Origin of the sequence: Bacillus sp. 22190 (genome assembly GCF_052045575.1) — a bacterium.
Classification (GTDB): Bacteria; Bacillota; Bacilli; order Bacillales; family Bacillaceae; genus Bacillus; species Bacillus altitudinis.
On sequence record NZ_JBQEPF010000002.1, the window covers coordinates 111,363 to 135,118 of the forward strand.

Consider the following 23,756-nt stretch of genomic DNA (forward strand, 5'->3'; position numbering starts at 1 on the left):
TCATGTACTATAAAAGCTAGATGTGAGGAGGGCCATGCATGTTTTCAGAACAAAAGAAACGACCATTTTTTAAACGAAAAATGGGGATCGTCCTGTTATCTGTACTTGCTGTGATCATCATTGCAGCATTATCAGGTTTTTTATATGTAAAATCAGCACTCGGGCCGGTCGATCAAAAAAGCAAACAAACCATTAATATTCATATTCCAAATGGAACATCTGTCAGTGGAATTGCGAGCATTTTAAAAGAAAATGAACTGATTTCAAATGACACGATTTTCACTTACTATGCAAAGTACAAAAAAGCATCAGGCTTTAAAGCGGGCTATTTTCATCTCAAACAAACAATGGATGCGGATCAGCTGATTCAAAAGCTGACATCTGGCGGGACAGACTACGCATTTCAGCTTGTGATACCTGAAGGGAAACAGTTGTCTGATATTGCAGCTATTATCGCAAACCAGACGAATTTTTCAGCGAAGGAAGTTGAAGCGAAGCTGGATGATCCAGCCTTTATTAAAAAATTGATGAAAAAATACCCGAAAACGGTGACATCACAAGTGAACGGGAAACAGGTCAAGCATCCGTTAGAGGGATATTTATTCCCGGCGACGTACCCGTTTTATCGTGAGGATGAATCACTTGAAACCATCATTGACACGATGATTAAACAAACAGATCAATATGTAAAAACGTATGAAAAGGACATGAAAAAGAGAAAGATGTCCATCCATGATGTCCTAACGATGGCATCCCTGATAGAAATGGAAGCAACTGAAAAAACAGACCGGTCAAAAATATCAAGTGTGTTTTATAACCGGTTGAAAAAGGACATGCCGCTTCAAACAGATCCAACCGTTCTTTATGCGCTTGGCGAGCATAAGTCCCGTGTTTATTACAAAGATTTAAAAGTAAAATCACCTTATAATACGTATACAAACAAAGGGCTGCCGCCTGGACCTATTGCCAATGCTGGAGAATCTTCTTGGAAAGCAGCACTCCATCCAGAGAAAACAGATTTTGTTTACTTCCTAGCAAAGAAAAATGGCGAAGTCGTCTTTACGAAAACGTTAAATGAGCACAACAAAGCGAAAGCGAAATACATCACAGGCAGCAACTAGCGCTCATGTGAGAGGAAAAAGACTGTAGACAATGGTGAAATTGCCTGCAGTTTTTTTCGTTGTTATATCCATTTTATAGGTTCGCAATTACCACATCTTTGTGGTAAAATATATCGGGTTGTTTTTACTTAGATGAACGAAAGATTGACGAGAAAGAGAGCTGTAATAGGCAGGACTCTTCTTTTTCAGGTCATGAAGGAGCTAGACATATAATGACAATCGAAGATGATCAAATAAATGATTATATTGAAGATTTAATTGAGCCGAGTCCTGATGCCATCGCTCAATTAGAGGAGTATGCGAAAGAGCATCATGTGCCAATCATGGAAAAGGTGAGCATTGAACTGTTATTGCAGCTGCTTTCTTTGAAAAAACCGAAGAAGATTCTTGAGGTTGGGACAGCGATTGGTTATTCAGCGATTCGAATGGCAGAAGCTCTGCCAGATGCTGAAATCTATACGATTGAGCGAAATGCAAAACGTTATGAGGAAGCGACACGGAATATTGAAGAATTACATTTCAAAGATAGAATTCACGTGTTTTTTGGCGATGCGATAGAATCAGCTAAAACGGTTCAGACGATGGCGCCCTATGATGTGATCTTCATTGATGCGGCAAAAGGTCAGTATCAACGCTTTTTTGAGCTGTTTGAACCGATGCTGTCCGATGACGGAATGATTATTACAGACAACGTATTATTTAAAGGCTTAGTTGCGACAAATTATGAAGAAGAAATTGAAGATAAACGAAAAAAACAATTAATAGGCAAAATTGATCGATACAATCAATGGCTGATGTCAAATCCTGACTACCAAACGTGTATCATTCCGGTTGGAGATGGGATCGCCATTAGTACAAAAAGAGGTGACCAATCATGAAAAAACCAGAATTGCTTGTGACACCAAGCAAGGTGTCGGATGTACTGCCGCTCATTGAAGCGGGTGCTGACGCATTTTTAATAGGTGAACAAACATATGGAATCCGTCTTGCAGGTGAATTTTCAAGAGAAGATGTGAAACAAACGGTTCAAATCGCGCATGCACATCACAAAAAAGTATATGTCGCCATGAATGCGATTTTTCATAATGACCGTGTGGCACTGCTTGGAGATTATTTAACCTTTCTCGATGGGTTAAACGTGGATGGTGTCGTTTTTGGAGATCCGGCAGTGATCATGGCCGCAAAAGAAACAGGTGTCAACTTGAATTTGCACTGGAGTACAGAAACAACTGGGACAAATTATTACACTTGTAACTACTGGGGCAGAAAAGGCGCAACACGTGCTGTTCTTGCCAAAGAACTCAATATGGACAGTGTGATTGATATCAAAGAAAACGCTGAAGTGGAGATTGAAATTCAAGTCCACGGCATGACCTGTATGTTCCAATCCAAACGGACACTTGTTGGCAACTATTTTGAATATCAAGGCAAACAAATGGACGTGGAAGGAAGAAATATGGAAGAAGGTCTATTCCTTCACGACCAGGAACGTCAAAACAAATATCCTATTTTTGAGGATGAAAATGGCACACACATTATGAGTCCAAATGATGTATGTATGATTGATGAATTAGAAGAATTTGTCGACGCAGGCATTGACTCATTTAAAATTGACGGAATTTTAAAGTCACTTTCTTATATGACAGAGGTGACATCCCTCTATCGAAAAGCCATTGATTTACTAGTGACTGATAAGGAAGCCTATGAAGATCAGAAAGATGAATGGGTGGAGCGTATTGAAGAGATCCAGCCTGTCAACCGCTCAATCGATACAGGATTCTTCTTTAAAGAAACGGTTTATTAAGATAAAAGGAGGCAGAGGAAATGGCACTTTTAAAAGATGGAATTTCTGAAGTGATCGATGGAAAACGTGTCATTACAAAAAAACCAGAACTGCTTGCGCCAGCAGGAAACTTAGAAAAACTAAAAATTGCTGTGCATTATGGAGCAGACGCTGTTTTTATTGGTGGGAAAGAATTTGGACTTCGTTCAAATGCAGATAACTTTTCAATTGAAGAAATGGCAGAAGGTGTTGCATTTGCGAACAAATACGGTGCTCGCATTTATGTGACAACGAATATTTTCGCCCACAACGAAAACATGGACGGGCTGGAAGAATATCTTCAAGGGATTGAAGGAGCCGGTGTAGCGGGAATTATTGTCGCTGATCCACTCATCATCGAAACATGCAAACGAGTAGCTCCAAAGCTTGAAGTCCACTTAAGCACACAGCAGTCTCTTTCAAATTGGAAAGCGGTGCAGTTTTGGAAGGAAGAGGGGCTTGAGCGTGTGGTCCTTGCACGTGAAACAAGCGCTCTAGAGATTAAAGAAATGAAAGAAAAAGTGGATATTGAAATCGAAACGTTCATTCACGGGGCCATGTGTATTGCTTATTCTGGCCGCTGCGTGCTCAGTAACCATATGACAGCGAGAGATTCAAACCGCGGGGGCTGCTGCCAATCTTGCCGCTGGGATTATGATCTTTATAAACTAGAAGGCTCTGAGGAAGCGCCTTTATTCGGTGAAGAAGACGCACCATTTGCGATGAGTCCAAAAGATTTAAAACTCATCGAATCCATACCGCAAATGATCGAAATGGGAATTGATAGCTTAAAGATCGAAGGACGAATGAAGTCCATTCATTATGTAGCAACAGTTGTCAGTGTCTATCGTAAAGTCATTGATGCTTACTGTGCGGACCCAGACAATTTCGTCATTCAACAAGAATGGCTCGATGAATTAGACAAATGTGCCAACCGTGACACGGCTCCTGCCTTTTTTGAAGGTGTACCAGGGACGGATGAACAAATGTTTGGCATTCACGGAAAGAAAACGACCTTTGATTTCGTCGGACTTGTACTTCATTATGATGAACAAGAACAAATTGTCACATTACAGCAGCGTAATTTCTTTAAAGCTGGCGACGCAGTTGAATTTTTCGGTCCAGAAATCGAAAATTTCACATGCAAGATTGAGACGATTTGGGACGAAAAAGGGAACGAACTCGATGCCGCTCGTCATCCACTGCAAATTGTGAAATTTAAGCTTGATCAAAAAGTATACCCTAGCAACATGATGAGAAAGGGGAAATAACCGGCACATGGGGAAAAAACCAGTGGTGATTGGAATCGCTGGCGGCTCGGGTTCAGGTAAAACGAGCGTCACCAATTCCATTTACGAAAAATTTAAAGGACATTCAATCCTCATGCTTCAGCAAGATTTATATTACAAAAATCAAAGTCATATGCCATTTGAAGAGCGCCTGCTGACCAATTATGATCATCCGCTTGCATTTGACAATGACCTGATGATTGAGCATGTAGAAGCGCTGTTAAAGTACGAGTCCATTGAAAAACCGATTTATGATTTTAAACTAAACACACGTTCAGAAGAGACGGTACATGTTGAACCCAAAGATGTCATCATCGTTGAAGGAATCTTTGCTCTTGAAAACGAACGTCTAAGAAACTTAATGGATATTAAACTGTATGTGGATACTGATGCAGATCTTCGGATCATTCGCCGTATTTTACGTGATACGAAAGAAAGAGGCAGATCGATTGATTCCGTGATTGAACAATATGTATCTGTCGTCAGACCGATGCACAATCAATTCATTGAACCGTCAAAACGATACGCCGATATCATCATCCCAGAAGGCGGTCAAAATCATGTGGCCATTGACCTCATGGTGACAAAAATTCAAACGATTCTTCAAAACCGCGGAGAGTAAATGGTGGAGAAGAACAAAGACCTTTACGACGTAAAGGTCTTTTCAACATCATGCTCTTGTAGTCAATACTTTAGTAATGACTAGTCCGAAATCATCAGTGAGCATTGTAAGAAACAGCCCTCTGAATAAAAGATTTGATATGATAGGAAAACAATGCTGCGAAATGAAGACAGGAAAATCACGATGGGATGCTGAAAGTTTCAGTTATTCCTGCTTTGTAAAAGTATATTAAAAAAACGACAAACAAATCATCACAAATTTTCAAACAATTCTTGATCAAAATGCAATTTTGTAATAATATAGCATAGACATATCGTACACTGACCATATTATGTATTGGAAGATGGAGAATGGATAAGCTATTCTTCTACATATGATCGAAATGGCCGAACGAGGTACAGGAGCTTCCTGTGCCTTTCCACAGTTTGTGCGATGAAGATAATACATCATCATGAGACCGCTGCTGTTCCTGCCTAATAAAAAGGCATAATAGTTGCATCTAAAAGGGACGCCATGTAAGATGGACTTTTACGAATATGGGACAGAAGGAATGAGGGCCGGAATATGTCCTCATTCTTGTATATTTCAGTCGTCACTCACATGCAGAAAGCTTGTATGATGAGGATTAATAGAAGGAGTGAATGATTCATGGCACAAGAGAAAGTATTTCCAATGACAGAAGAAGGAAAGCGCAAATTAGAAGAAGAGCTTGAATATTTGAAAACGGTTAAACGTAAAGAGGTTGTAGAGCGTATTAAAATCGCTAGAAGTTTTGGAGACCTCTCTGAAAACTCGGAATATGATTCTGCTAAAGAAGAGCAAGCGTTTGTAGAAGGTCGTATTACAACGCTTGATAATATGATTCGTAATGCCAAAATTATTGAAGATGAAGGTAACTCAAATATTGTTTCACTCGGTAAAACGGTGACATTCGTTGAATTACCGGACGGTGAAGAAGAGTCTTATACGATTGTAGGAAGTGCAGAAGCTGATCCGTTTGAAGGCAAAATTTCAAACGATTCACCAATTGCAAAAAGTCTTTTAGGCAAACAAGTAGACGACAAAGTCACTGTTCAAACACCTGGCGGAGAAATGTTCGTCCAAATTGTAAAAATTTCATAATTACGTTTATGCGATCAACACCTCGTCCACAATAGGGACGAGGTGTTTTTATGCTGAAAACAAGCAGAATCCAATGGACAGGTGTCATTATTTTTATCTTATTGCTCGGTCTCCTATTTAGACTAGCGGAAATTCAGTTGTTTTTCACAGAATCTTTTTCAAAGCTTGATATTAATTTGATCCAAGAAAGTGTCAGGCAGCGGACAGAAGAAGTAGTCATTTCAGACGGACGCGGCGAATTTTTAGATCGAAACGGCGAGGCACTTCTCACAAAAGAAGAGCCTGCGGTCATCATATTTCCTTTCCTGCAATATGACCTCCCTCACTTAAAACAAACCGCTTCTATACTTGAGATGGAAGAAGATGAATTGAAAAGCCAGCTGACAGAAACGAAGAAACCACTCATTTTAAAAGATGATATCACGAAAAAAAAGCTGAAAGACATCAATGATATGAAATATTCAGGTGTTTACGGCGTATATATGAAAGAGAAGGACAAAAAAAGACTTGCCCTCCACACATTAGGCTTCACAAGTGAGAATCCAGAACTCTTGAGAAAGCGTTATCCGGACAAAAAAGAGCTTTCGATTCGCACTGAGATCGGTACATTTGGTTTGGAAAGTACATTTGACGAATTTCTATTACCAGAGCAAGACACAAAATTGTTATATCATGTGGACGGAAGGGGAAACCCTTTGTTTGGGATGGACGTCAAATATACAGCAGAAGCTCATTCGTTTTATCCGCTGCAAGTGCAGACAACCATGGACGAAGACATGCAGAGGGAAATGGAGAATGTTCTCAAAGCGCAAGGTGTTGAAAAAGGCGGAGCGGTTCTGCTCGACATTCAAAATAGCAGTGTGCTGGCGATGGCGAGTGTTCCAAATGTGACCAGCAAAAACCGGCATGAGGCAAGAAATTACATGCTGACCGCAATGGCTCCCGGTTCTGTATTTAAAACGGTCGTACTTGCCGCAGCGATTGAAAAAAACTTGAACCAGCCACAAACGATGTATGATTGTCGAAAGAATTTATATGGAGAGCCAGAAGGAAAGCAGGAAGTACTGAATCTGTCTGAAAGCTTTGCGCAAAGCTGTAATTATACATTTGCGACACTCGCTGAGCAGCTCATCCAAACAGATGATCAAATCATTGAAAAGACAGCTTCAAAGCTTGGGCTTGTGGATCGAGCCGGCTGGGAAGGGGATGTATACCATAAGCAGCAATTCAAACAGTTTGATCGTGAAGAAACAGGCAGTGTGTGGGGAGATAAAAGAGACAAGCATGTCAAAAAAGCCATTGCACAAACGGCGATTGGTCAAAAAAATGTCAAAACAACTCCCTTGCAAATCGCCAATATGATGGCAACGATTGCAAGGGGCGGAGAAAGAAAAGAAGTGAGGATTGCAGATAAAGTGCTGTATCAAAACGGAACAACGATGCTATCCTTTCAAAACAAACGACCTGATGGTGACAGTATTGACCGCTATACAGCTCAAACCTTGCAAAAGTACTTAAGGCAGGTGGTGACGTCTGACAAAGGAACAGGAAGAAGATTTCAAGACCTGCCGTTCCATATAGCAGGGAAATCAGGCACTGCCCAAACCGGCAGCAAAGATAAACAGGGGAATCCACTTTATCACAAGTGGTTTGCCGGATACTTTCCGGCAGAAAAACCAAAATACGCTCTCGTCGTTGTTCACCTTGATGAGGCAAGTGGCCGGGCTAAGACAAATGAAGCGTTTTATGATATTGTAAAAAAGGTCAATGAAATTGAAAAGAAACAGACATAGAACATCCCTTCATGTCATGTTAGAATAGTAACGACTTAGGGAACAGAGGCAAAGGAGTGCAGAGATTTTGAGTAGAAATTCTCGATTTGAACATCGTGATAAGCGCAGAAAGGCGAATATGGTGCTTAACATATTAATTGGTATCGTTGTGGTGCTTATTTTGGTTGTCGCATCGAGTTTGTTAATTTTTAATAGACCACCGAAAGATGTAGCCAACGAACCATCAAAAACAGCACCTGCATCGAGTGAAAATAAACAAAACTCAGAAGAAGATGTGAAAGATCAAAAGAAAGACACATCAGATGATGCGGATGCGAAAAAAGACGATTCATCTGACAAAAAAGACGATACAAAGAAAACAGATGATGAAGAAAAGCCAAACAAAGATGCGTTAAAAGACGCCACAGAAACAGATGGCGGTAAAACAAGTGACGTAGACAAAACATATGAAAACGATAACTGGGAGCCTGTAGGAACAGAGCAATCGGGATCACATACAGCAACCTATGATGCTAACTCAAAAGACTGGAAAGAAATGATCAAAGCCATGTCCTATGCGACAGGAATCTCAGAAGACCAAATGACTGTTATTTGGTTAGGAAATAACGGAGGACCTCAAGATGCAAAAGGAACCATCCGTGATAAATCAACAGGTGAACGCTACCGTGTAGAAATTACGTGGGTGGATGAAAAAGGCTGGAAACCTGTGAAGGTTGAAAAATTAAAATAAAATAAAAAAGATGTATGCAAAAAGGCTAAAATGAACCTCATTTTAGCCTTTTTCTTCTTTTCAGCGTGATAGAAAACCTTTGCAGTCTAGGAAGGACTAGCACCGGCGCACAGACCTGACTTCCTACACGCTGATCTTTTTTATGAGACATTCGCTTTAAAATGAACAACTGCTGTATACAAAATCTTATCATCAATGACAGTTGTTTGATGACTTACAGAATGAACAGTCAGCAAGATCGCCTGATTATGTTCAATTTGTTTTTGGATCTTTTGTTCAAGTTCTTTTAAAGACGTTGCTTCAAAAAATTCAATTTTGTCCTTTAAAAAATCCAGTTGAAAATCCATTTCATTCATCCCTCCATGCTCTAGATTCATCATAATCTCTCCCATTCAAAAGGGCAAATATTTTTCTACCCCGCCCAGTATTTTTTAGTAGGAAAGAATCAGAAGATGTGGTAGGATAGGAACTGTTCGACGGAATAAAACATACTATACGGATAGGAATAAATAGATAAAGTGGAGGGAAAGAAAAATGGGACGTGAGTTTCTTTCTTTATTTGATCATTGGGCTGAATCTTATGATGACACTGTAAGTGGTCATGACGAGCAGTATAAAGAAGTGTTTCGCCGGTATCCGGCCATTCTAAAAGAGATTACTCGCCGTGCAGGTCAACATGTCATTGAGTTTGGAAGCGGCACAGGAAACCTAACGGCGGCACTGCTTCAAGCAGATAAGAAAGTGTTTGGCGTTGAACCTTCAGAGGCCATGAAGAAAGCGGCTCTTCAAAAAGGAATACCAAATGTATTTCATGACGGAGATTTTTTATCGTTTCCAGCTCCACCTTTTGAGCCTGATACGATCGTCAGTTCATATGCTTTCCATCATTTAACGGACGAAGAAAAAAAACAAGCCATCCACACCTATGGCAACATCCTTCCCTCAGGTGGTAAAATAGTCTTTGCTGATACAATGTTTCAAAATCAAGCAGCACATCAAGCTGAAACGAACAAAGCGAAAGCCGCTGGATTCGATCAGCTTGCAGAGGATTTAGAAACGGAATACTATCCATCCATAGGTGTGTTAAAGCAAATCTTTGAAGAAGAAGGTTTTAGCACATCTTTTCATCAAATGAATGATTTTGTGTGGATCGTAGAAGCGAAGAAAAGGGAATGAAAGGATGTTTTTGATTTGAAAATCGCAGTGATAGGTGCAATGGAAGAAGAAGTGACGATTTTAAGAGACCAACTAAAGAATGCCACACAAGAAAACATCGCTGGGTGTGAATTTACAACAGGTGTTTATGAAGATAAAGAAGTGATTTTATTAAAATCAGGGATTGGAAAAGTGAATGCAGCGGTCAGCACAACACTTCTGCTTGACCGCTTTCAGCCAGATTATGTGATCAATACAGGATCAGCTGGCGGTTTCCATCACTCATTAAATGTAGGTGATATTGTCATCTCTACTGATGTTAGACATCATGATGTGGACGTGACGATCTTTAATTACGAATATGGACAAGTGCCAGGATTACCAGCTGCTTTCATCGCAGATGATCAGCTTGTGAAGCTGGCAGAGGAATCTGCTTCAGAAATCGATCATATTCAAGTGGCAAAAGGAACGATTGCAACAGGAGATTCATTTATGGATGATCCTGGTCGTGTCGCGTTTGTGAGAGAGAAATTTCCAGAGCTGTATGCAGTGGAAATGGAGGCAGCAGCAGTTGCGCAAGTTTGCCATCTATTTGAAACGCCATTTGTGGTCGTTCGAGCGTTGTCAGATATTGCTGGGAAAGAATCCAATATCTCTTTTGATCAATTTCTAGAGCAAGCAGCGATTCACTCAACAGACCTTGTCCTGCGTATGATAAAGCAAACACAATAAAAGAAGGGGTTTCCCCCTTCTTTTCCATACAAAGGAAGGGATTTATATGGCTGTCATACATGATATTACGGAATTAATTGGCCACACACCGCTTTTAAAACTGTCAGGGATGGGTGTGCCGGCAGGTGTTGATGTTTATGCAAAACTTGAAATGATGAACCCAGGCGGAAGTATTAAGGATCGCTTAGGTGATATGCTGATTAAAGAAGCGCTGGCATCGGGCAAACTGCGCCCAGGCGGAACCATTATTGAAGCAACTGCAGGAAACACAGGCATCGGGCTTGCGCTAAGTGCAAGAAAACATCAATTGCATCCGATCTTCTGTGTACCAGAACATTTTAGTCAAGAGAAACAACAGCTCATGAAAGCGCTTGGTGCAGAGATTATTCATACACCAAGAAAAGATGGGATGAAGGGTGCGATTGATCGAGCCCTTGAACTAGAGGCAAGCCTTGACAATGCTTATTGCGTCTTACAATTTAAAAACCAAGTAAATCCATTGACTTACTATAAAACGCTCGGGCCAGAAATATGGTCTGACCTCCAGGGGAACATAGACGTGTTTGTAGCAGGAGCGGGCTCTGGCGGAACGTTTCAAGGCTGTGCTACCTATTTAAAAGAGCAAAAAGAAGCGCTAAAAACAGTGATCGTGGAACCAGAAGGATCTATTTTAAATGGCGGAAAGCCGGGGCCGCATAGAACGGAAGGAATTGGCCTTGAATTTATTCCAGATTATATGGAATCGACTTTATTTGACGAAATTTATACCGTCAGTGACGATGATGCTTTCCGAATGGTGAAAGAAGCAGCTGAAAAGGAAGGTGTTCTGATCGGAAGCTCGTCTGGTGCCGCTCTATTTGCCGCTTTAGAGGAAGCGAAAAAGGCATCACCTGGGACGGTGATCGTCACTATTTTTCCTGATAGCAGTGAGCGTTATCTAAGTAAAGGTATTTATGAGGGAGGAAAATAAAATGAAGCCAAAAACAATGATGATTCATAGTGGAATCACTGGTGATGAAAAAACAGGAGCCGTGTCTGTTCCTATTTATCAAGTCAGCACCTATAAGCAGCCTAAAGCAGGCGAGCACACTGGATATGAATATTCCAGAACTGCGAATCCAACAAGAACAGCACTGGAAACAGTCATTCGTGATCTTGAAGGCGGGGCAAACGGCTATGCGTTCGGTTCAGGGATGGCTGCAATTACAGCTGTGATGATGCTGTTTAACAGCGGAGATCATATCGTACTGACTGACGACGTGTACGGCGGAACGTATCGTGTGATGACAAAGGTGCTCAACCGGATTGGCATTAAAGCTACATTTGTAGACACAAGTGATCCTGAAGCGGTGAAAAAAGCAATTTCACCAGAAACAAAAGCCGTCTATATTGAATCACCAACCAATCCATTGCTGAAAATGACGGATCTACAAGCCATAAGCCGGATCACAAAAGAAGCTGGCATCTTGATGATTGTCGATAATACGTTTTTTACCCCATATTTTCAAAAGCCGATTTCATATGGGGCTGACATTGTCTTGCACAGTGCCACAAAATATTTAGGCGGCCATAGTGATGTGGTGGGCGGCCTTGTCGTGACAGCTACTGAAGAGCTTGGTGAAGAACTGCACTTTGTTCAAAACTCTACAGGCGGTATTCTTGGACCGCAAGATGCATGGCTTCTAATGCGAGGGATGAAAACGCTCGGACTAAGAATGGAAGCACATCAACAAAACGCGCAGAAAATCGCTGAGTTTTTAGAACAGCATCCTGCGATTACAAGTGTCTATTACCCAGGTTTAAGCGCTCACCCAGGGCATGAGCTTGCAAAAACTCAAGCAACAGGCTTTGGCGGTATGATTTCTTTTGATATTGGAAAAGAAGAAAATGTCGACGTGTTTTTAAGCCAATTGAAATTGTTTACAATCGCAGAAAGCCTAGGGGCGGTTGAAAGTTTAATCTCTGTTCCTGCTCGCATGACCCATGCATCTATTCCAAAAGAGCGCAGAGAAGAGCTTGGCATCACAGATGGTTTAATCCGTATTTCTGTCGGTATTGAAGATATTGATGACTTATTACATGATATTGAACAAGGGCTCGACGCAGTAACGAATGGATAGATTTACATGCCCCTCGCTTTCTCTCACTATGGTAAGCTATCAATAGACATTGATAGCGGGAAGGTGAAACAAGTGAAGAAAAAGTGGGATGGTTTAGTGACAGATTACAAGCAATACGCTTTTATTTTGCTTGCTGTCAGCACCTTTTTATATATTGGTACGATTTTACCGAATCAGCACATAGAAGCCTCACCAAAAATGCTGATGCTGGCAGTTGATTGTGTTTTCCTATTGGCTGCTTTCCTTTGCGTGAAACGTGCGATCTTTTTTCAAAAAAAGCTACAAGAACTAGATGAAGATTAAGTCGAAAAGTCTCCTCATGTGATGAGGAGACTTTTTTGATTACACTGGATAATTGGACAAGAATCACTGTGGAAATTTAGTCAAACACACAAAAATCATCTAATTTACTAAAAACAGGTTTACAAAATGGTGCTTGCTGGATATACTTACAAAGTAATTAAAAACGTAAAGGAGGCTGAAGAATATGTTATTCGTATCTACTTGTGATCAATTCAACAACCAATTTCATCATGTCATCAGCCTGTGGAAGAGCTCGTGTCCTTCCTTTACCTTTTACGGTTCACGCTACAAAACTGTTTAAGTAAACGAGGATTTCACGTATCATCCATCGCAGGTTAGAAGACACTGTCTTTTGATCTGCATTTTTGTGTGCCCGCAGGTCAACTGATAAAGAAGATCTGCGGGCTATTTCGCGTGCTGCGAACTGAAGGGAGGTGAGCGTATATGACAATCCATTTATTTTTTATTACTTTGACGATCCAACGTAAATACAAAGACATTGAAACGGTTCTTTATGAACAACAAGTCGAAACATTTTATGAAGAAATGAAGCAGAAACAACTAAAGTACATGAACTAAAAAGGACAATAAAAACATGAAAAGGAGGAGATTGACATGTTTATGATGCTTGCAATGCTTGATTGTTATACAAGGGAGAAGGACCAGGTTTAGACACGCTCCACATTGATCACCTGCACATATGATAACCGTAAAAGGAGATTGTGAGGTGATCAATGAATGTCGATGTCACCATATATGAGGTTTCCGTCAGTGGGGCACGGGTATGCGTCTATTCCGCATTCTTTAAAGCACGGGTACGGCAATCCATACAGAATGCAAAGAGAGCAAGAAGAAATGCTCAGACGCTATATGTACAATTATCCAACCTATTGGTATTAAAGAAAAGGAGCAGGAAACGTCATCGTTTCCTGCTCCTTTTACATTAGCAAATCCAGCTTGCACCGATGATGATTAACAAAATGAACAGTACAACAAGCAATGCGAATCCGCCTGCAAAACCGCCACCGTAGCCACCGCAGTAGCCTCCAGAATAACCGCCAAAGCCCATAATCTAGCACCACCTTTATCTAATCAAGATACATTCATAAAATATGCAGCTCATGCAGAAAACGAAATCAATCTGAGCACAATTAATGAAAATGCCTATTTGTTTAAATATTTTTCATGACGTGCGAAACATTTTCAGAAAAGGTGCCGTCTAATAAAAGACAAAGAAATTAGGACTAGGTCTTAACTTTTGTTAGGCGAGAGCCGATATGAAAAGTAAGAAAATTCGTAAATAGTTTTATTTACTGGTGCAAAGCAGGTGTTGACATTGATTCAAAGCTGGATTGGAAAACAAATGAGGGAACCAAAGGGCTTGTTCTCAAAATGGGTAGCCCGCTATATGGAAAAAAATCATCATAATATCAATCAATGGACGATTCAACTCTTAAATATACAAGAAAACGACCGGATTTTAGAAATTGGTACTGGAAGAGGTATGACATTATCTAAAGTAGCGGAAAAACTTGATCGAGGGAAAGTATATGGAATCGACGCTTCGCGTCATATGGTAAAATACGCGAAAAGAAAACATAAGAGGCTTGTCGAGCAGGAAAAAGCCGTTATCACACTTGGAAAAGCTGAGCAATTACCTTTTGAAGACAGATCATTCAATAAATTGTTCACAGTGCAGACCATCTATTACTTGCCAGATATCGAACAAGTCATGAAAGAGGTATATCGTGTTCTTCAAGTGGATGGAGAAGTATTCTTATCTTTTCAAAAGCAGGAACTAATGAAGGAACAAAAACGCTCACAGTCTCTTTCAACGTACAGTGAAGAAGACATCAGCTGTCTTTTTTCAGCGTATCACTTTAGAGACGTCTCTGTTTACCATTATGATACATACATCTGTATCAAAGCCTTAAAATGATGATGAAAATATTTCCCAGGTAATGAACAAGCAATTAAAAAAGGCTCTTCGTCAGAGGAGCCTTTTTGCATGCGATGAAATGGACCATTCGTCAATAAAAAAGACTCTTCACAAGAAGAGTCTTTTGCATTCATTTCATATGTAGGGGCCAGCCAGGTGTGTAAGGAATGATAGTATATATAAGGAATTTGTTTGTCGATTAAGGATACCTGTCTGGCTTATTCCTTATATCGACAATGTTCTGCAAATGTTTAGCTTTTTTTTCAATATTTTCTTTTTTATTTGACTGGAAAATACATTTTTCTCTCCTAGATAGACATTTGTCACTTATTTTTTGAGTCAATGTGCGGTTAAAAGAAGGAAAAAGCCCGAGAAAGAGAGAATTTTGGAGAGACTTCATTTTTAAACAAAAAGGGAGGAATGAAAACATGTCGGGAAACAAAGGTGTCGTTTACAAAGGAGCAGGAAATGTAGCAGTTGAGGATATTGGATACCCTGATTTGGTTTTAAGGGATGGCCCTGGTGTACCTAAAGCCAATGTTGGACGTAAGTGTGAGCATGGCGTCATTTTAAAAGTAGTGACAACAAACATTTGCGGGAGCGACCAGCACATGGTAAGAGGGCGCACAACTGCGCCTGAAGGACTTGTCCTTGGTCATGAAATTACTGGTGAAGTCGTTGAAGTTGGACGAGATGTAGAGTTTATCCAAAAGGGTGATCTCGTATCAGTTCCGTTTAATATTGCCTGTGGCCGTTGCGTCATGTGTAAAGAACAAAAAACTCATGTGTGTTTAAATGTGAACCCCGATCGACCTGGCTCAGCTTATGGATATGTAGATATGGGCGGATGGGTTGGCGGCCAATCGGAGTACGTCATGGTGCCATATGCTGATTTCCAGCTACTCAAATTTCCGGACAAAGATCAGGCGATGGAAAAAATACTTGATTTGACGATGCTTTCTGATATATTCCCGACAGGTTTTCATGGTGCTTATACGGCTGGCGTAAAGCCGGGCTCTACCGTCTATATTGCTGGTGCAGGGCCAGTAGGTCTTGCAGCAGCGCATTCCGCTCAGCTCCTTGGCGCATCTGCTGTCATCGTCGGCGATCTTAATGAACAAAGGCTCGAGCAGGCGAGAAGCTTTGGCTGCGAAACGATTAACTTACGAAAACATGATCGAATCGGTGAACAAATGACAAACATCCTTGGAGAGCCAGAAGTCGACTGTGCGGTCGATTGTGTCGGTTTTGAAGCTTCAGGTCATGGAGATCAAGGAGAAGCACCAGCCACCGTTTTAAATACAATTATGGATATTACCAAAGTTGGCGGTAAACTTGGAATTCCAGGACTTTACGTCACAGAAGATCCAGGTGCTGTGGATGAAGATGCAAAAGTTGGATCTCTGAAAGTGCGAATTGGACTTGGCTGGGCCAAAGCCCATACCTTTGTGACAGGCCAAACCCCTGTCATGCAATATCACCGCAGCTTGATGAAATCTATTTTAAGCGGAAGAGCACAAATCGCCAAAGCCGTTAATGCGACCGTCATTTCCCTTGATCAAGCCCCTAAAGGATATAGCGATTTTGATTCGGGTGTGGCGAAGAAATTTGTGATTGACCCGCATGGCATGATTTCTAAATAATGATCCATCGAAAAAAACTTACAGGATTTTTCCTGTAAGTTTTTTTGTTTATAAATATAAAAAGACCTATACTGTTCTTCTACATTTCATAACGTGGTAAAATGAGTAAATTGGGAAAAATGATCTTTAGTTGAAAGACATACCATAAAACAGTTGGCAATGATTGGACAGGATTATGATAGATAGGAAGAATAGAGGAGAGATTGCGATTGCTAAAAGTACAAAACATCATCAAAAACTATGAAGGTAAACAAGTATTAAAAGGGATTAGCTTCCACTTAAAACAAGGTGAATCATTTGGATTGTTGGGCCCTAATGGTGCAGGGAAATCAACCTTAATCGGTATCATGACAGGACTTATACATGCAACGAGCGGGACTGTTACGATTGGAGGCATTGATCTACATAAAGAAACAAAGCATGCACAGCAATTGATTGGCATTGTTCCGCAAGAGATCGCTTTATATTTAGATATGTCAGCAAAAGAAAATTTAACGTTTTGGGGGAAAATGTATGGACTTAAAGGAGAAGAATTAAAAAGCAGAGTACAAGAAATCCTTGAATTAATTGGTCTGGGTAATAGAGCGAATGATAAGGTGAAAGTATTCTCAGGAGGGATGAAAAGAAGAGTGAATATCGGATGTGCGATTTTGCATCGGCCAAAACTATTAATAATGGATGAGCCTACAGTGGGTATAGACCCACAATCCAGAAATCATATATTAGAAACAGTTAAAACGTTAAATAGTGAAGGAATGACGATTATTTATACGAGTCATTACATGGAGGAAGTCGAATATCTATGTGAAAAAATAGCTATTATGGATCAAGGTTCTTTCATTAAGGTAGGTGATTTAAGTGAATTGGCTGAGCTTGTTGGAGAAAAAAGAGAAATCATTTTTACGATTAAATGTGAACAAGGACAAAAGGATATGGAGCGAGTGTGCCAATATATAAATGAATACCACCCATTGAATGACTTTATGGTGCAGGAAAATCAAATCAAATTATTTGATGACAACCCTCAGCATTTACTAAGTCAACTTATTCAAGGTGTAACCGCATTACATGTTCAATTAATTTCAGCAGAAGTTGTAGAACCAAATTTAGAAAATGTATTCTTGTATTTCACAGGTAAGAAATTACGAGACTAGACCGAATAGAGGTGAGCATATGAGCATTTGGGTTGTACTGAAAGATCTATTATTGTTTTTTAGGGATAAGAAAAGCTTTTTTACACTTTTTTTTATGCCTATCATATTAATTGCTATATTAGGTGCAGCATTTGGAGATAACATGAAGAAAGATAGTGAAGTCAAGATCAATTCATTTCGAATAGGAATAACAGATCAGGATAAGTCCGCTACAAGTAAAATGTTTCTTTCAACATTGTCTAAGAGTGAACTCAATGACATATTTGAAGTGAAGGTCACCTCGAAAAATCAGCTAGAGAAAGATTTAAATAGTAGAGACATTACAATGGGTATAATCATCAAGCCGAATTTTGAAAAAAGCCTATTAAATCACGATCATGTGCAATTGAATATTTTGAAAGGACCTAATTCAAGCTTACAGGAAATGGTCCTAGAAAATGTGGTTTTGCAATTCTTTCAAAATTATCATATGAATCGTATTCTGGTGCCGTTGAATCAAGGTAAAGAAGTGGAGGTCGTGTCTGATCAACTGAAAAAAGAACTAGTGAACGAAAGGAACATTCATATCAACAGCCAGCCGATTACATCCTTCCAATACTACGCAGGCGGGATGGGTGTACTTTTTTTATTAATGACTGTTGTTTTCTTGGTTGGCAGTATGATAGAGGAAAAAGAAGAAGAAGTTTATAAAAGACTACTAGTATCAAAATTAAGCAATACTAGTTATATCATTGGAAAGTTATTGGGCATTATTTTAATGAGTATGATTCAACTTGCGGTCATTATTTTATTTACTAGCTTTGTCTTTAAGGTGAACTGGGGAGAGCCTTTTACTGTTGTTATGATCGGATGTAGTTTTATATTAAATGCTGCGGGTTTCGGGGTGCTGATTGGTTCTTTTATCAAAAGAGAAAAAACGTTTAATAGTGTGGGGATTTTAGGCACTCAAGTGTTAGCTGCTTTAGGCGGGAGTATGGTGCCCTTATACTTATTCCCACAATGGGTGATTGATACCAGCTATTTTTTACCTAATTCTCTTGCACTTCAAATGTTTTTGAAAAGTATGGCAGGTGCTGAATTTAGTGAAATACAAAACGGATTATTACTTAGCTGTGGGATGGGAATGGCTTTCTTCATCATTGCTTTATTAAGAATGTCTTTTGAAAGGAAGCATCGCTATGCATAAAATATTAGCCATTATCACGTTAAAGTTAAAAGAAACATTAAAGTCTCCATTGGCTCTCATTTTTTTATTTGTTATGCCAATCATATTTAGTTTTATCTTTGGCAGCACGGCATCAGATACAAAGAAACCCACAGTTGCTTTTGTTCAAAATCCTCAACAAGACGAACTCAATCAGGAAATATTAAAACTGCTCAAAAAGAACACGACATTTCTTTGGATAAAGGCGTCTGAAATTGAAGCGGAAGAATTAGTATCTGATGAAAAGGTAATTGCGTCGGTTAAAGTCTCTGATCAATTAGAGTCCCATTTAAAAGAAAATAAAGAAATTTTTGATGTGACAGTTTATAAGAAAACTGAGGAATATGCAGTCTTATCTCCCTATTTAAAAGAGGCAGCAGCGATCATTTATCAGATCAATTACGGTGTGAAAGATCAGAGAAGTGCTTCTCTCACCACTGCATTGAATAAGTTAAATGAATCTGGCACCATTTCGTTGGTTGAAAAAAAACAAGATGGTCAAGCAAACCAGCAACCAAATTTAATACCGCTTGGCTTTACCATTATGTTTATGATGTTTGCGATTTCAAGCTCTTTGTCCGCTATACATTTGGAGTATAAAAATTATACATGGCAAAGATTGCTTTCGAGTCCCATCCATAAAATATATGTACTTCTGGGATATTTAATGGCATATTTCCTTCTTGGATGGCTACAATTAGGTGTTCTTTTGACCATCTTATCTATTTTCTTTAATGTCTACTTAGGCAACCTATTTCTTATTTTATTGTTCGGATCATTTGTTATAGGCCTTGTCGTAAGTTTAGGATTTATGATAGCTACTTTATCTCAAACGAAAAAACAAGCTGAAATCTTTAGTGCAATTGTCATTGTAGGATCGTGCATGCTGGGTGGTATTTATTGGCCTCTAGATATTGTTCCAGACATTATGAAGAAGATTTCTTTGACTATACCGCAAACATGGATGATGTCTGGTTTTGGTGAGATCATGAGCGGCAATGTTAATCTTTCTATCTTATTATTAGATGCGACGGTTTTAATTGCTTTTACAGTGATCTTTATGATCATTGGTTTGAAGAGTATCAGATCCTATTAATCCTTTGTTCTTCTAAAAAGCCCTCTATAGCTATGTAGAGGGCTTTTTGTATACATGTGATTTACTTTAAATGATTGGATAACTCGTTAATATTTAATGGTGAAAGAAATGGAAGGCTGCCCAAATAAATATTTCACACTACCCATTGAGAAGGATATATTCCTCTGTTAAATCAACAAACGCCTTCAAAGCAGGAGACATCCATTTATTTTTATGCCAGAATAGTTGGATTTTCGTTGTGAGACAGGGTCCCATCCAATTGATTTTAATCATATGGCCTTCTGTTATTTCTCTTTTTATAGAAATTTCGGGAAGTACAGCAATTCCTAGACCAGCCATTACACATTTTTTAATGGCTTCTACATCTGCTAGTTCTAGTTTACTTCTCGGTTTTGCTCCTGTCTGTGTCAAAGAGTGTTCGAAGGCATAACGATAATCGCAGTCTTCAGTTAACAACAATCTTTGCTCGTCTAAATCGATAGGATATACTTTTTGTTTTTTGCTCAATGGATTTGTTGGACAGCATACAATGGCCATCGGTTCATCTTTTAATTCTTTTACAATTAAATGTGAGGATACGACAGGATTCATCGATAATAGGGCGACATCAATTTGTCCTTCTAGTAATAGATTTAAAACATCCTTTTCAGCTATTCCGGGACGGAAAATCAGTTCTACTTTAGGATACGTTGTTTGAAAGTCCGTTAAAATATGAGGAAGTCGATAGGTACATTGTGTTTCAGATGCACATATTCTCAAAATGCCGCTTGGCTCACTCATCCCGCCAACAGCCTCTAATGCTTCTCCTGTTAAACCTAAAATCTTATCCGTATAATCTTGAAACTTCATACCAACTTCTGTTAAAATCACCCTTTTTCCAAGCCTTTCAAAAAGAGGGGTTCCTAACTCTTCTTCTAATGCAGCGATATTTGCCGTGATACTAGATTGAGCATAGCCAAGTATTTGTGCTGTTTTTGTAAAGTTTAATACTTTTGATGCTGTTTGGAACATCATCAGTTGCTTTATTTCCAACGTCAATCCCTCCTAAATCGGATGAGCCGATTGATGCAATCAGAAAACTTCTATAGATAGATCATAACATTTTTACTATGATAAAAGTAGGCGCTTTCATTATTTAGAATGTTCAGATTTTATAGGGGGGATGGCTTTGTTTGAAACGATTGTCAATTCAATAAATGACTTTTTATGGACATATATTTTAGTCGTTATGTTAATAGGGATTGGAATCTACTTTACGGTGAGAATGAAGTTTATGCAAATTGTCTTACTAAAAGAGATCTTCCGTTCTATTTTTGAAAAAGCCCCAAAAATAAAAGGGAGTCAAGACATTTCTTCAATGCAAGCTTTCTTTATCGGAGCAGCGACGAGGATTGGAACTGGAAATATGGCAGGTGTTGCTATTGCCATCACAGTTGGTGGTCCTGGAGCTATTTTTTGGATGTGGTTTGCAGCAGTTTTAGGGGGAGCTTCTGCATTTGTCGAAAGCACACTCGCTCAAATATATAAAGTGAGAACAAGTGATGGTTTTAAAGGGGGGCCAGGCTATTATATACAAAAGCAATTTGGACTGAAATGGCCAAGTAGGATCTTTGCCTTTTCTGTTATTCTTAGTTTTGGCTTGATTTTTAATGCAGTACAAACGAACACCATCACAAATGCCTTTCGATATTCATTTGGTATCAATCCAATTGGTATGGGGGTATTCGTAACCATTCTTACGGCTCTCATCATTTTTGGTGGTGTAAAGAGAATTGCCCGCTTTACCCAAATCATTGTGCCAATCATGTCCTCGTTTTATATTATCTTAGCACTTTATGTGATAGTGACAAATATCGCTGATGTACCCGCAGCATTAGCAAGTATTATGAAAAGTGCGTTTGGATTAGAGCAAATGGTTGGAGGCGGAATCGGCGCTGCAATAATGAACGGTGTCAAACGCGGTTTATTTTCCAATGAAGCAGGAATGGGAAGTGCGCCAAATGCAGCAGCTGCTGCCCATGTTTCACACCCAGTAAAACAAGGGTTTGTTCAATTATTAGGCGTATTTTTTGATACATTAGTTGTTTGTAGTTGTACAGCATTTATTATTATGCTATCAACAGTAGAAACAGCAGGTGATTTGTCAGGTATTGAAATCACTCAAGCTGCAATGGCGCAGCATTTCGGTTCTTGGGCTAGTATTTTCTTAGCATTTGCGATCTTTACTTTTGCATTTAGCTCCATTGTAGGTGGCTACTATTACGGTGAAGCCAATATCGGTTTTATTCATCACAGTGTAACCGCGCTATTCGTGTATCGAATCACTGTTTTAATGATGATCATGTTTGGTGCTCTCGCCAACTTACAAATCGTTTGGACGTTAGCGGACTTGTCGATGGCGATTATGGCTATTGTTAACTTGGTTGCTATTGCGATTTTAGGCAAATTTGCTTTTGCGGCTCTAAATGATTACATGGGACAAAGAAAGGTAGGAAAGAACCCTGTTTTTTACGCTTCTACCATTCCAGGTTTAAAAGGAATAGAATGGTGGGGAGCAGAAAAACAAGCGATTAAATCAACAAATGAAGGGGTAGAAAATCAATGATAAATTTTGAATATGATTGTCATACGAAAATGATCATGGGGACTGGAAAATCTAAAGATATTGCCTCTATTGTAGAGGACATGGTTTTGCCTAGTGCTACAATTATGATTGTGACTGACCCTGGTGTAAAAAGCGCAGGATTGGTGACGCCTATTGAAGCATATTTGCAAGAAGCTGGTTATTCCGTTGTCGTCTTTGATCAAGTATCTCCAAACCCTAGAGATCATGAATGTCTAACGGGTGCAGAGCTCTTTAGAAAAGTACAAGCATCAGCGGTAATTGCGATTGGTGGAGGAAGCCCAATGGATACGGCAAAAGCCATTGCTTTATTAGGTCCAAATGGCGGTAATCCTGAAGAGTATATAGCAGGCAAGAAAGCGTACACAAATGTATCACCCTTAATTTGTATTCCAACCACGGCTGGAACTGGCTCTGAGGTGACCCGTTCATCTGTGATTACGTTAGCTGCTTCACATAAAAAAATCACCTTAAAACATGCCTTGCTTCGACCAACTATTGCGATTTTGGATCCTGCTCTTACTTCAACGGTGCCAAAAAGTATAACAGCGGCAACAGGTGTTGATGCACTGGTCCATGCGATTGAAGGCTATACATGTAAAGAAACAAACCCTATTTCTAAGGCGATGGGGGCAAGCGCAATGAAAACCATTGTGACCTATTTACCGAAGGCGTATGAAGACGGGTCTGATTTAGAAGCAAGATACAAAATGCAGGAAGGCAGTTTACTCGCTGGCTTATGCTTCGGTTCTGCTGATGTAGCAGCCGTACATTGTTTAGCCGAAGCGCTCGGCAGTCTTTATGATACGCCTCATGGTATCGCAAATGCTGTGTTTTTACCTTATGTCATACAATTTAATGCAGCTGAAAACAAATCATTGCACATAGAGCTTGCAAACATCATGGGCTTTGCAGATAAAACGGATGCAGATGATGTGGCGATTCAAAAATTAATGGATGGTATGTATACATTCACAAAGAATTTAGGTATTCCATCACTAAAAGAATTATCTTATGTAAAAGTAGAAGATTTTGAAAAAATGGCTGAACTAGCAGAACAAAATAACTCTACAAAAAGCAATGTTCGTGCCGTTACGAAAGCGGATTACTTAGATATACTAAAGGCTGCTTTTTAATTATAGTCATACAGAAAAAGAGCCGAATAGAATGACTGAATGATAAACACAAACTTTCCCAGACTTTACACAAGAAGCAAACGACTATGTCGTCAATATGGAGAATTACAAATATACCACCCTCCTAATGTATGATTTAGGTGGTGGTTTTT

General features: G+C 39.5%; 25 protein-coding genes. 22 read left to right on the forward strand and 3 right to left on the reverse strand.

The window, feature by feature from the left end:
• Positions 1-38 precede the first annotated feature (38 nt).
• The 8 genes from mltG to ACTJKA_RS03405 all read left to right on the forward strand — a co-directional run bounded on the left by mltG (position 39) and on the right by ACTJKA_RS03405 (position 8,499).
• Positions 39-1,121, forward strand: a complete 1,083-nt coding sequence (gene mltG / locus ACTJKA_RS03370; RefSeq protein ID WP_025207696.1) for an endolytic transglycosylase MltG — start codon at positions 39-41, stop codon at positions 1,119-1,121.
• A gap of 212 nt (positions 1,122-1,333) precedes the next feature.
• The gene (locus ACTJKA_RS03375; RefSeq protein ID WP_008342672.1) at positions 1,334-1,999 is read left to right on the forward strand and encodes an O-methyltransferase; all 666 of its coding nucleotides are present in this window, start codon (positions 1,334-1,336) and stop codon (positions 1,997-1,999) included.
• Positions 1,996-2,925: a peptidase U32 family protein gene (locus ACTJKA_RS03380; protein WP_007501439.1), complete on the forward strand. Its 930-nt coding sequence runs from the start codon at positions 1,996-1,998 to the stop codon at positions 2,923-2,925. Before ACTJKA_RS03375 ends, ACTJKA_RS03380 begins: the two co-directional genes overlap by 4 nt.
• A 20-nt stretch (positions 2,926-2,945) precedes the next feature.
• Positions 2,946-4,214: a peptidase U32 family protein gene (locus ACTJKA_RS03385; protein WP_052320979.1), complete on the forward strand. Its 1,269-nt coding sequence runs from the start codon at positions 2,946-2,948 to the stop codon at positions 4,212-4,214.
• 7 nt (positions 4,215-4,221) lie between these two features.
• On the forward strand, positions 4,222-4,854 hold the full coding sequence (gene udk, locus ACTJKA_RS03390; protein ID WP_007501435.1) for a uridine kinase: 633 nt from the start codon (positions 4,222-4,224) through the stop codon (positions 4,852-4,854).
• Positions 4,855-5,502: 648 nt separating this feature from the next.
• Complete coding sequence (greA, locus tag ACTJKA_RS03395) at positions 5,503-5,976, forward strand: transcription elongation factor GreA (protein ID WP_007501433.1); 474 nt, start codon at positions 5,503-5,505, stop codon at positions 5,974-5,976.
• Positions 5,977-6,026: 50 nt separating this feature from the next.
• Positions 6,027-7,769 (forward strand): peptidoglycan D,D-transpeptidase FtsI family protein, encoded by a 1,743-nt coding sequence (locus ACTJKA_RS03400; protein WP_057079271.1) that lies wholly within the window; start codon positions 6,027-6,029, stop codon positions 7,767-7,769.
• Positions 7,770-7,836: 67 nt separating this feature from the next.
• Positions 7,837-8,499: a YrrS family protein gene (locus ACTJKA_RS03405; protein WP_048001797.1), complete on the forward strand. Its 663-nt coding sequence runs from the start codon at positions 7,837-7,839 to the stop codon at positions 8,497-8,499.
• 140 nt (positions 8,500-8,639) lie between these two features.
• On the opposite strand, the gene ACTJKA_RS03410 is transcribed toward ACTJKA_RS03405, so the two are convergent.
• Positions 8,640-8,846, reverse strand: coding sequence for a YrzA family protein (locus ACTJKA_RS03410; protein WP_024718362.1), 207 nt, complete (start codon positions 8,844-8,846; stop codon positions 8,640-8,642).
• Between the two features lie 187 nt (positions 8,847-9,033).
• Between ACTJKA_RS03410 and ACTJKA_RS03415 the strand changes: the two genes are divergently transcribed.
• The 7 genes from ACTJKA_RS03415 to ACTJKA_RS03445 all read left to right on the forward strand — a co-directional run bounded on the left by ACTJKA_RS03415 (position 9,034) and on the right by ACTJKA_RS03445 (position 13,709).
• Entirely contained in the window at positions 9,034-9,675 is a 642-nt protein-coding gene (locus ACTJKA_RS03415; protein ID WP_081114969.1) for a class I SAM-dependent DNA methyltransferase, read from the forward strand.
• A 15-nt stretch (positions 9,676-9,690) separates the two neighbouring features.
• Complete coding sequence (mtnN, locus tag ACTJKA_RS03420; protein WP_019743016.1) at positions 9,691-10,386, forward strand: 5'-methylthioadenosine/S-adenosylhomocysteine nucleosidase; 696 nt, start codon at positions 9,691-9,693, stop codon at positions 10,384-10,386.
• 46 nt (positions 10,387-10,432) lie between these two features.
• Entirely contained in the window at positions 10,433-11,356 is a 924-nt protein-coding gene (locus ACTJKA_RS03425; protein ID WP_060832467.1) for a PLP-dependent cysteine synthase family protein, read from the forward strand.
• A 1-nt stretch (position 11,357) separates the two neighbouring features.
• On the forward strand, positions 11,358-12,506 hold the full coding sequence (locus tag ACTJKA_RS03430) for a bifunctional cystathionine gamma-lyase/homocysteine desulfhydrase (RefSeq protein ID WP_144684050.1): 1,149 nt from the start codon (positions 11,358-11,360) through the stop codon (positions 12,504-12,506).
• 72 nt (positions 12,507-12,578) lie between these two features.
• Positions 12,579-12,809 (forward strand): YrhC family protein, encoded by a 231-nt coding sequence (locus ACTJKA_RS03435; RefSeq protein WP_017358091.1) that lies wholly within the window; start codon positions 12,579-12,581, stop codon positions 12,807-12,809.
• Positions 12,810-13,253: 444 nt separating this feature from the next.
• A complete protein-coding gene (locus ACTJKA_RS03440) occupies positions 13,254-13,388 on the forward strand; it encodes a YrzI family small protein (RefSeq protein WP_008342648.1) in 135 nt (44 codons plus the stop codon).
• 159 nt (positions 13,389-13,547) lie between these two features.
• Positions 13,548-13,709, forward strand: coding sequence for a hypothetical protein (locus ACTJKA_RS03445; protein ID WP_154666048.1), 162 nt, complete (start codon positions 13,548-13,550; stop codon positions 13,707-13,709).
• Between the two features lie 43 nt (positions 13,710-13,752).
• Here the strand turns inward: ACTJKA_RS03445 and ACTJKA_RS03450 are convergent, their stop codons facing one another.
• Positions 13,753-13,878: a YjcZ family sporulation protein gene (locus ACTJKA_RS03450; protein WP_008342643.1), complete on the reverse strand. Its 126-nt coding sequence runs from the start codon at positions 13,876-13,878 to the stop codon at positions 13,753-13,755.
• A gap of 267 nt (positions 13,879-14,145) precedes the next feature.
• Between ACTJKA_RS03450 and ACTJKA_RS03455 the strand changes: the two genes are divergently transcribed.
• The 5 genes from ACTJKA_RS03455 (at position 14,146) to ACTJKA_RS03475 (ending at position 19,845) form a co-directional block, all read left to right on the forward strand.
• Entirely contained in the window at positions 14,146-14,748 is a 603-nt protein-coding gene (locus ACTJKA_RS03455) for a class I SAM-dependent methyltransferase (protein WP_017367683.1), read from the forward strand.
• A 428-nt stretch (positions 14,749-15,176) separates the two neighbouring features.
• Positions 15,177-16,391 (forward strand): formaldehyde dehydrogenase, glutathione-independent, encoded by a 1,215-nt coding sequence (gene fdhA, locus ACTJKA_RS03460; RefSeq protein WP_017358089.1) that lies wholly within the window; start codon positions 15,177-15,179, stop codon positions 16,389-16,391.
• A 209-nt stretch (positions 16,392-16,600) separates the two neighbouring features.
• Entirely contained in the window at positions 16,601-17,545 is a 945-nt protein-coding gene (locus ACTJKA_RS03465) for an ABC transporter ATP-binding protein (protein ID WP_039964061.1), read from the forward strand.
• Between the two features lie 19 nt (positions 17,546-17,564).
• A complete protein-coding gene (locus ACTJKA_RS03470; RefSeq protein WP_268357576.1) occupies positions 17,565-18,731 on the forward strand; it encodes an ABC transporter permease in 1,167 nt (388 codons plus the stop codon).
• Complete coding sequence (locus ACTJKA_RS03475) at positions 18,724-19,845, forward strand: ABC transporter permease (protein ID WP_268357575.1); 1,122 nt, start codon at positions 18,724-18,726, stop codon at positions 19,843-19,845. Before ACTJKA_RS03470 ends, ACTJKA_RS03475 begins: the two co-directional genes overlap by 8 nt.
• A 138-nt stretch (positions 19,846-19,983) precedes the next feature.
• On the opposite strand, the gene ACTJKA_RS03480 is transcribed toward ACTJKA_RS03475, so the two are convergent.
• Entirely contained in the window at positions 19,984-20,877 is an 894-nt protein-coding gene (locus ACTJKA_RS03480; RefSeq protein ID WP_129547735.1) for a LysR family transcriptional regulator, read from the reverse strand.
• Between the two features lie 130 nt (positions 20,878-21,007).
• Between ACTJKA_RS03480 and ACTJKA_RS03485 the strand changes: the two genes are divergently transcribed.
• Both ACTJKA_RS03485 and ACTJKA_RS03490 read left to right on the forward strand, forming a co-directional pair.
• The gene (locus ACTJKA_RS03485; RefSeq protein WP_025207691.1) at positions 21,008-22,450 is read left to right on the forward strand and encodes an alanine/glycine:cation symporter family protein; all 1,443 of its coding nucleotides are present in this window, start codon (positions 21,008-21,010) and stop codon (positions 22,448-22,450) included.
• Entirely contained in the window at positions 22,447-23,604 is a 1,158-nt protein-coding gene (locus ACTJKA_RS03490; protein ID WP_056705384.1) for an iron-containing alcohol dehydrogenase, read from the forward strand. The genes ACTJKA_RS03485 and ACTJKA_RS03490 overlap by 4 nt, the downstream gene beginning before the upstream one ends.
• Positions 23,605-23,756: the final 152 nt, after the last annotated feature.

What these genes read in the sequence shown, in the direction of transcription:
- greA (WP_007501433.1), top strand. Translation starts at nt 5,503, where the DNA reads ATGGCACAAGAGAAAGTATTTCCAATGACAGAAGAAGGAAAGCGCAAA.
- ACTJKA_RS03430 (WP_144684050.1), top strand. Translation starts at nt 11,358, where the DNA reads ATGAAGCCAAAAACAATGATGATTCATAGTGGAATCACTGGTGATGAA.
- ACTJKA_RS03400 (WP_057079271.1), top strand. Translation starts at nt 6,027, where the DNA reads ATGCTGAAAACAAGCAGAATCCAATGGACAGGTGTCATTATTTTTATC.
- ACTJKA_RS03490 (WP_056705384.1), top strand. Translation starts at nt 22,447, where the DNA reads ATGATAAATTTTGAATATGATTGTCATACGAAAATGATCATGGGGACT.
- ACTJKA_RS03380 (WP_007501439.1), top strand. Translation starts at nt 1,996, where the DNA reads ATGAAAAAACCAGAATTGCTTGTGACACCAAGCAAGGTGTCGGATGTA.
- ACTJKA_RS03385 (WP_052320979.1), top strand. Translation starts at nt 2,946, where the DNA reads ATGGCACTTTTAAAAGATGGAATTTCTGAAGTGATCGATGGAAAACGT.
- ACTJKA_RS03445 (WP_154666048.1), top strand. Translation starts at nt 13,548, where the DNA reads ATGTCGATGTCACCATATATGAGGTTTCCGTCAGTGGGGCACGGGTAT.
- ACTJKA_RS03375 (WP_008342672.1), top strand. Translation starts at nt 1,334, where the DNA reads ATGACAATCGAAGATGATCAAATAAATGATTATATTGAAGATTTAATT.
- fdhA (WP_017358089.1), top strand. Translation starts at nt 15,177, where the DNA reads ATGTCGGGAAACAAAGGTGTCGTTTACAAAGGAGCAGGAAATGTAGCA.
- ACTJKA_RS03470 (WP_268357576.1), top strand. Translation starts at nt 17,565, where the DNA reads ATGAGCATTTGGGTTGTACTGAAAGATCTATTATTGTTTTTTAGGGAT.
- ACTJKA_RS03425 (WP_060832467.1), top strand. Translation starts at nt 10,433, where the DNA reads ATGGCTGTCATACATGATATTACGGAATTAATTGGCCACACACCGCTT.
- udk (WP_007501435.1), top strand. Translation starts at nt 4,222, where the DNA reads ATGGGGAAAAAACCAGTGGTGATTGGAATCGCTGGCGGCTCGGGTTCA.
- ACTJKA_RS03415 (WP_081114969.1), top strand. Translation starts at nt 9,034, where the DNA reads ATGGGACGTGAGTTTCTTTCTTTATTTGATCATTGGGCTGAATCTTAT.
- ACTJKA_RS03450 (WP_008342643.1), bottom strand. Translation starts at nt 13,878, where the DNA reads ATGGGCTTTGGCGGTTATTCTGGAGGCTACTGCGGTGGCTACGGTGGC.
- ACTJKA_RS03475 (WP_268357575.1), top strand. Translation starts at nt 18,724, where the DNA reads ATGCATAAAATATTAGCCATTATCACGTTAAAGTTAAAAGAAACATTA.
- ACTJKA_RS03485 (WP_025207691.1), top strand. Translation starts at nt 21,008, where the DNA reads ATGGCTTTGTTTGAAACGATTGTCAATTCAATAAATGACTTTTTATGG.
- ACTJKA_RS03440 (WP_008342648.1), top strand. Translation starts at nt 13,254, where the DNA reads ATGACAATCCATTTATTTTTTATTACTTTGACGATCCAACGTAAATAC.
- mltG (WP_025207696.1), top strand. Translation starts at nt 39, where the DNA reads ATGTTTTCAGAACAAAAGAAACGACCATTTTTTAAACGAAAAATGGGG.
- ACTJKA_RS03410 (WP_024718362.1), bottom strand. Translation starts at nt 8,846, where the DNA reads ATGGATTTTCAACTGGATTTTTTAAAGGACAAAATTGAATTTTTTGAA.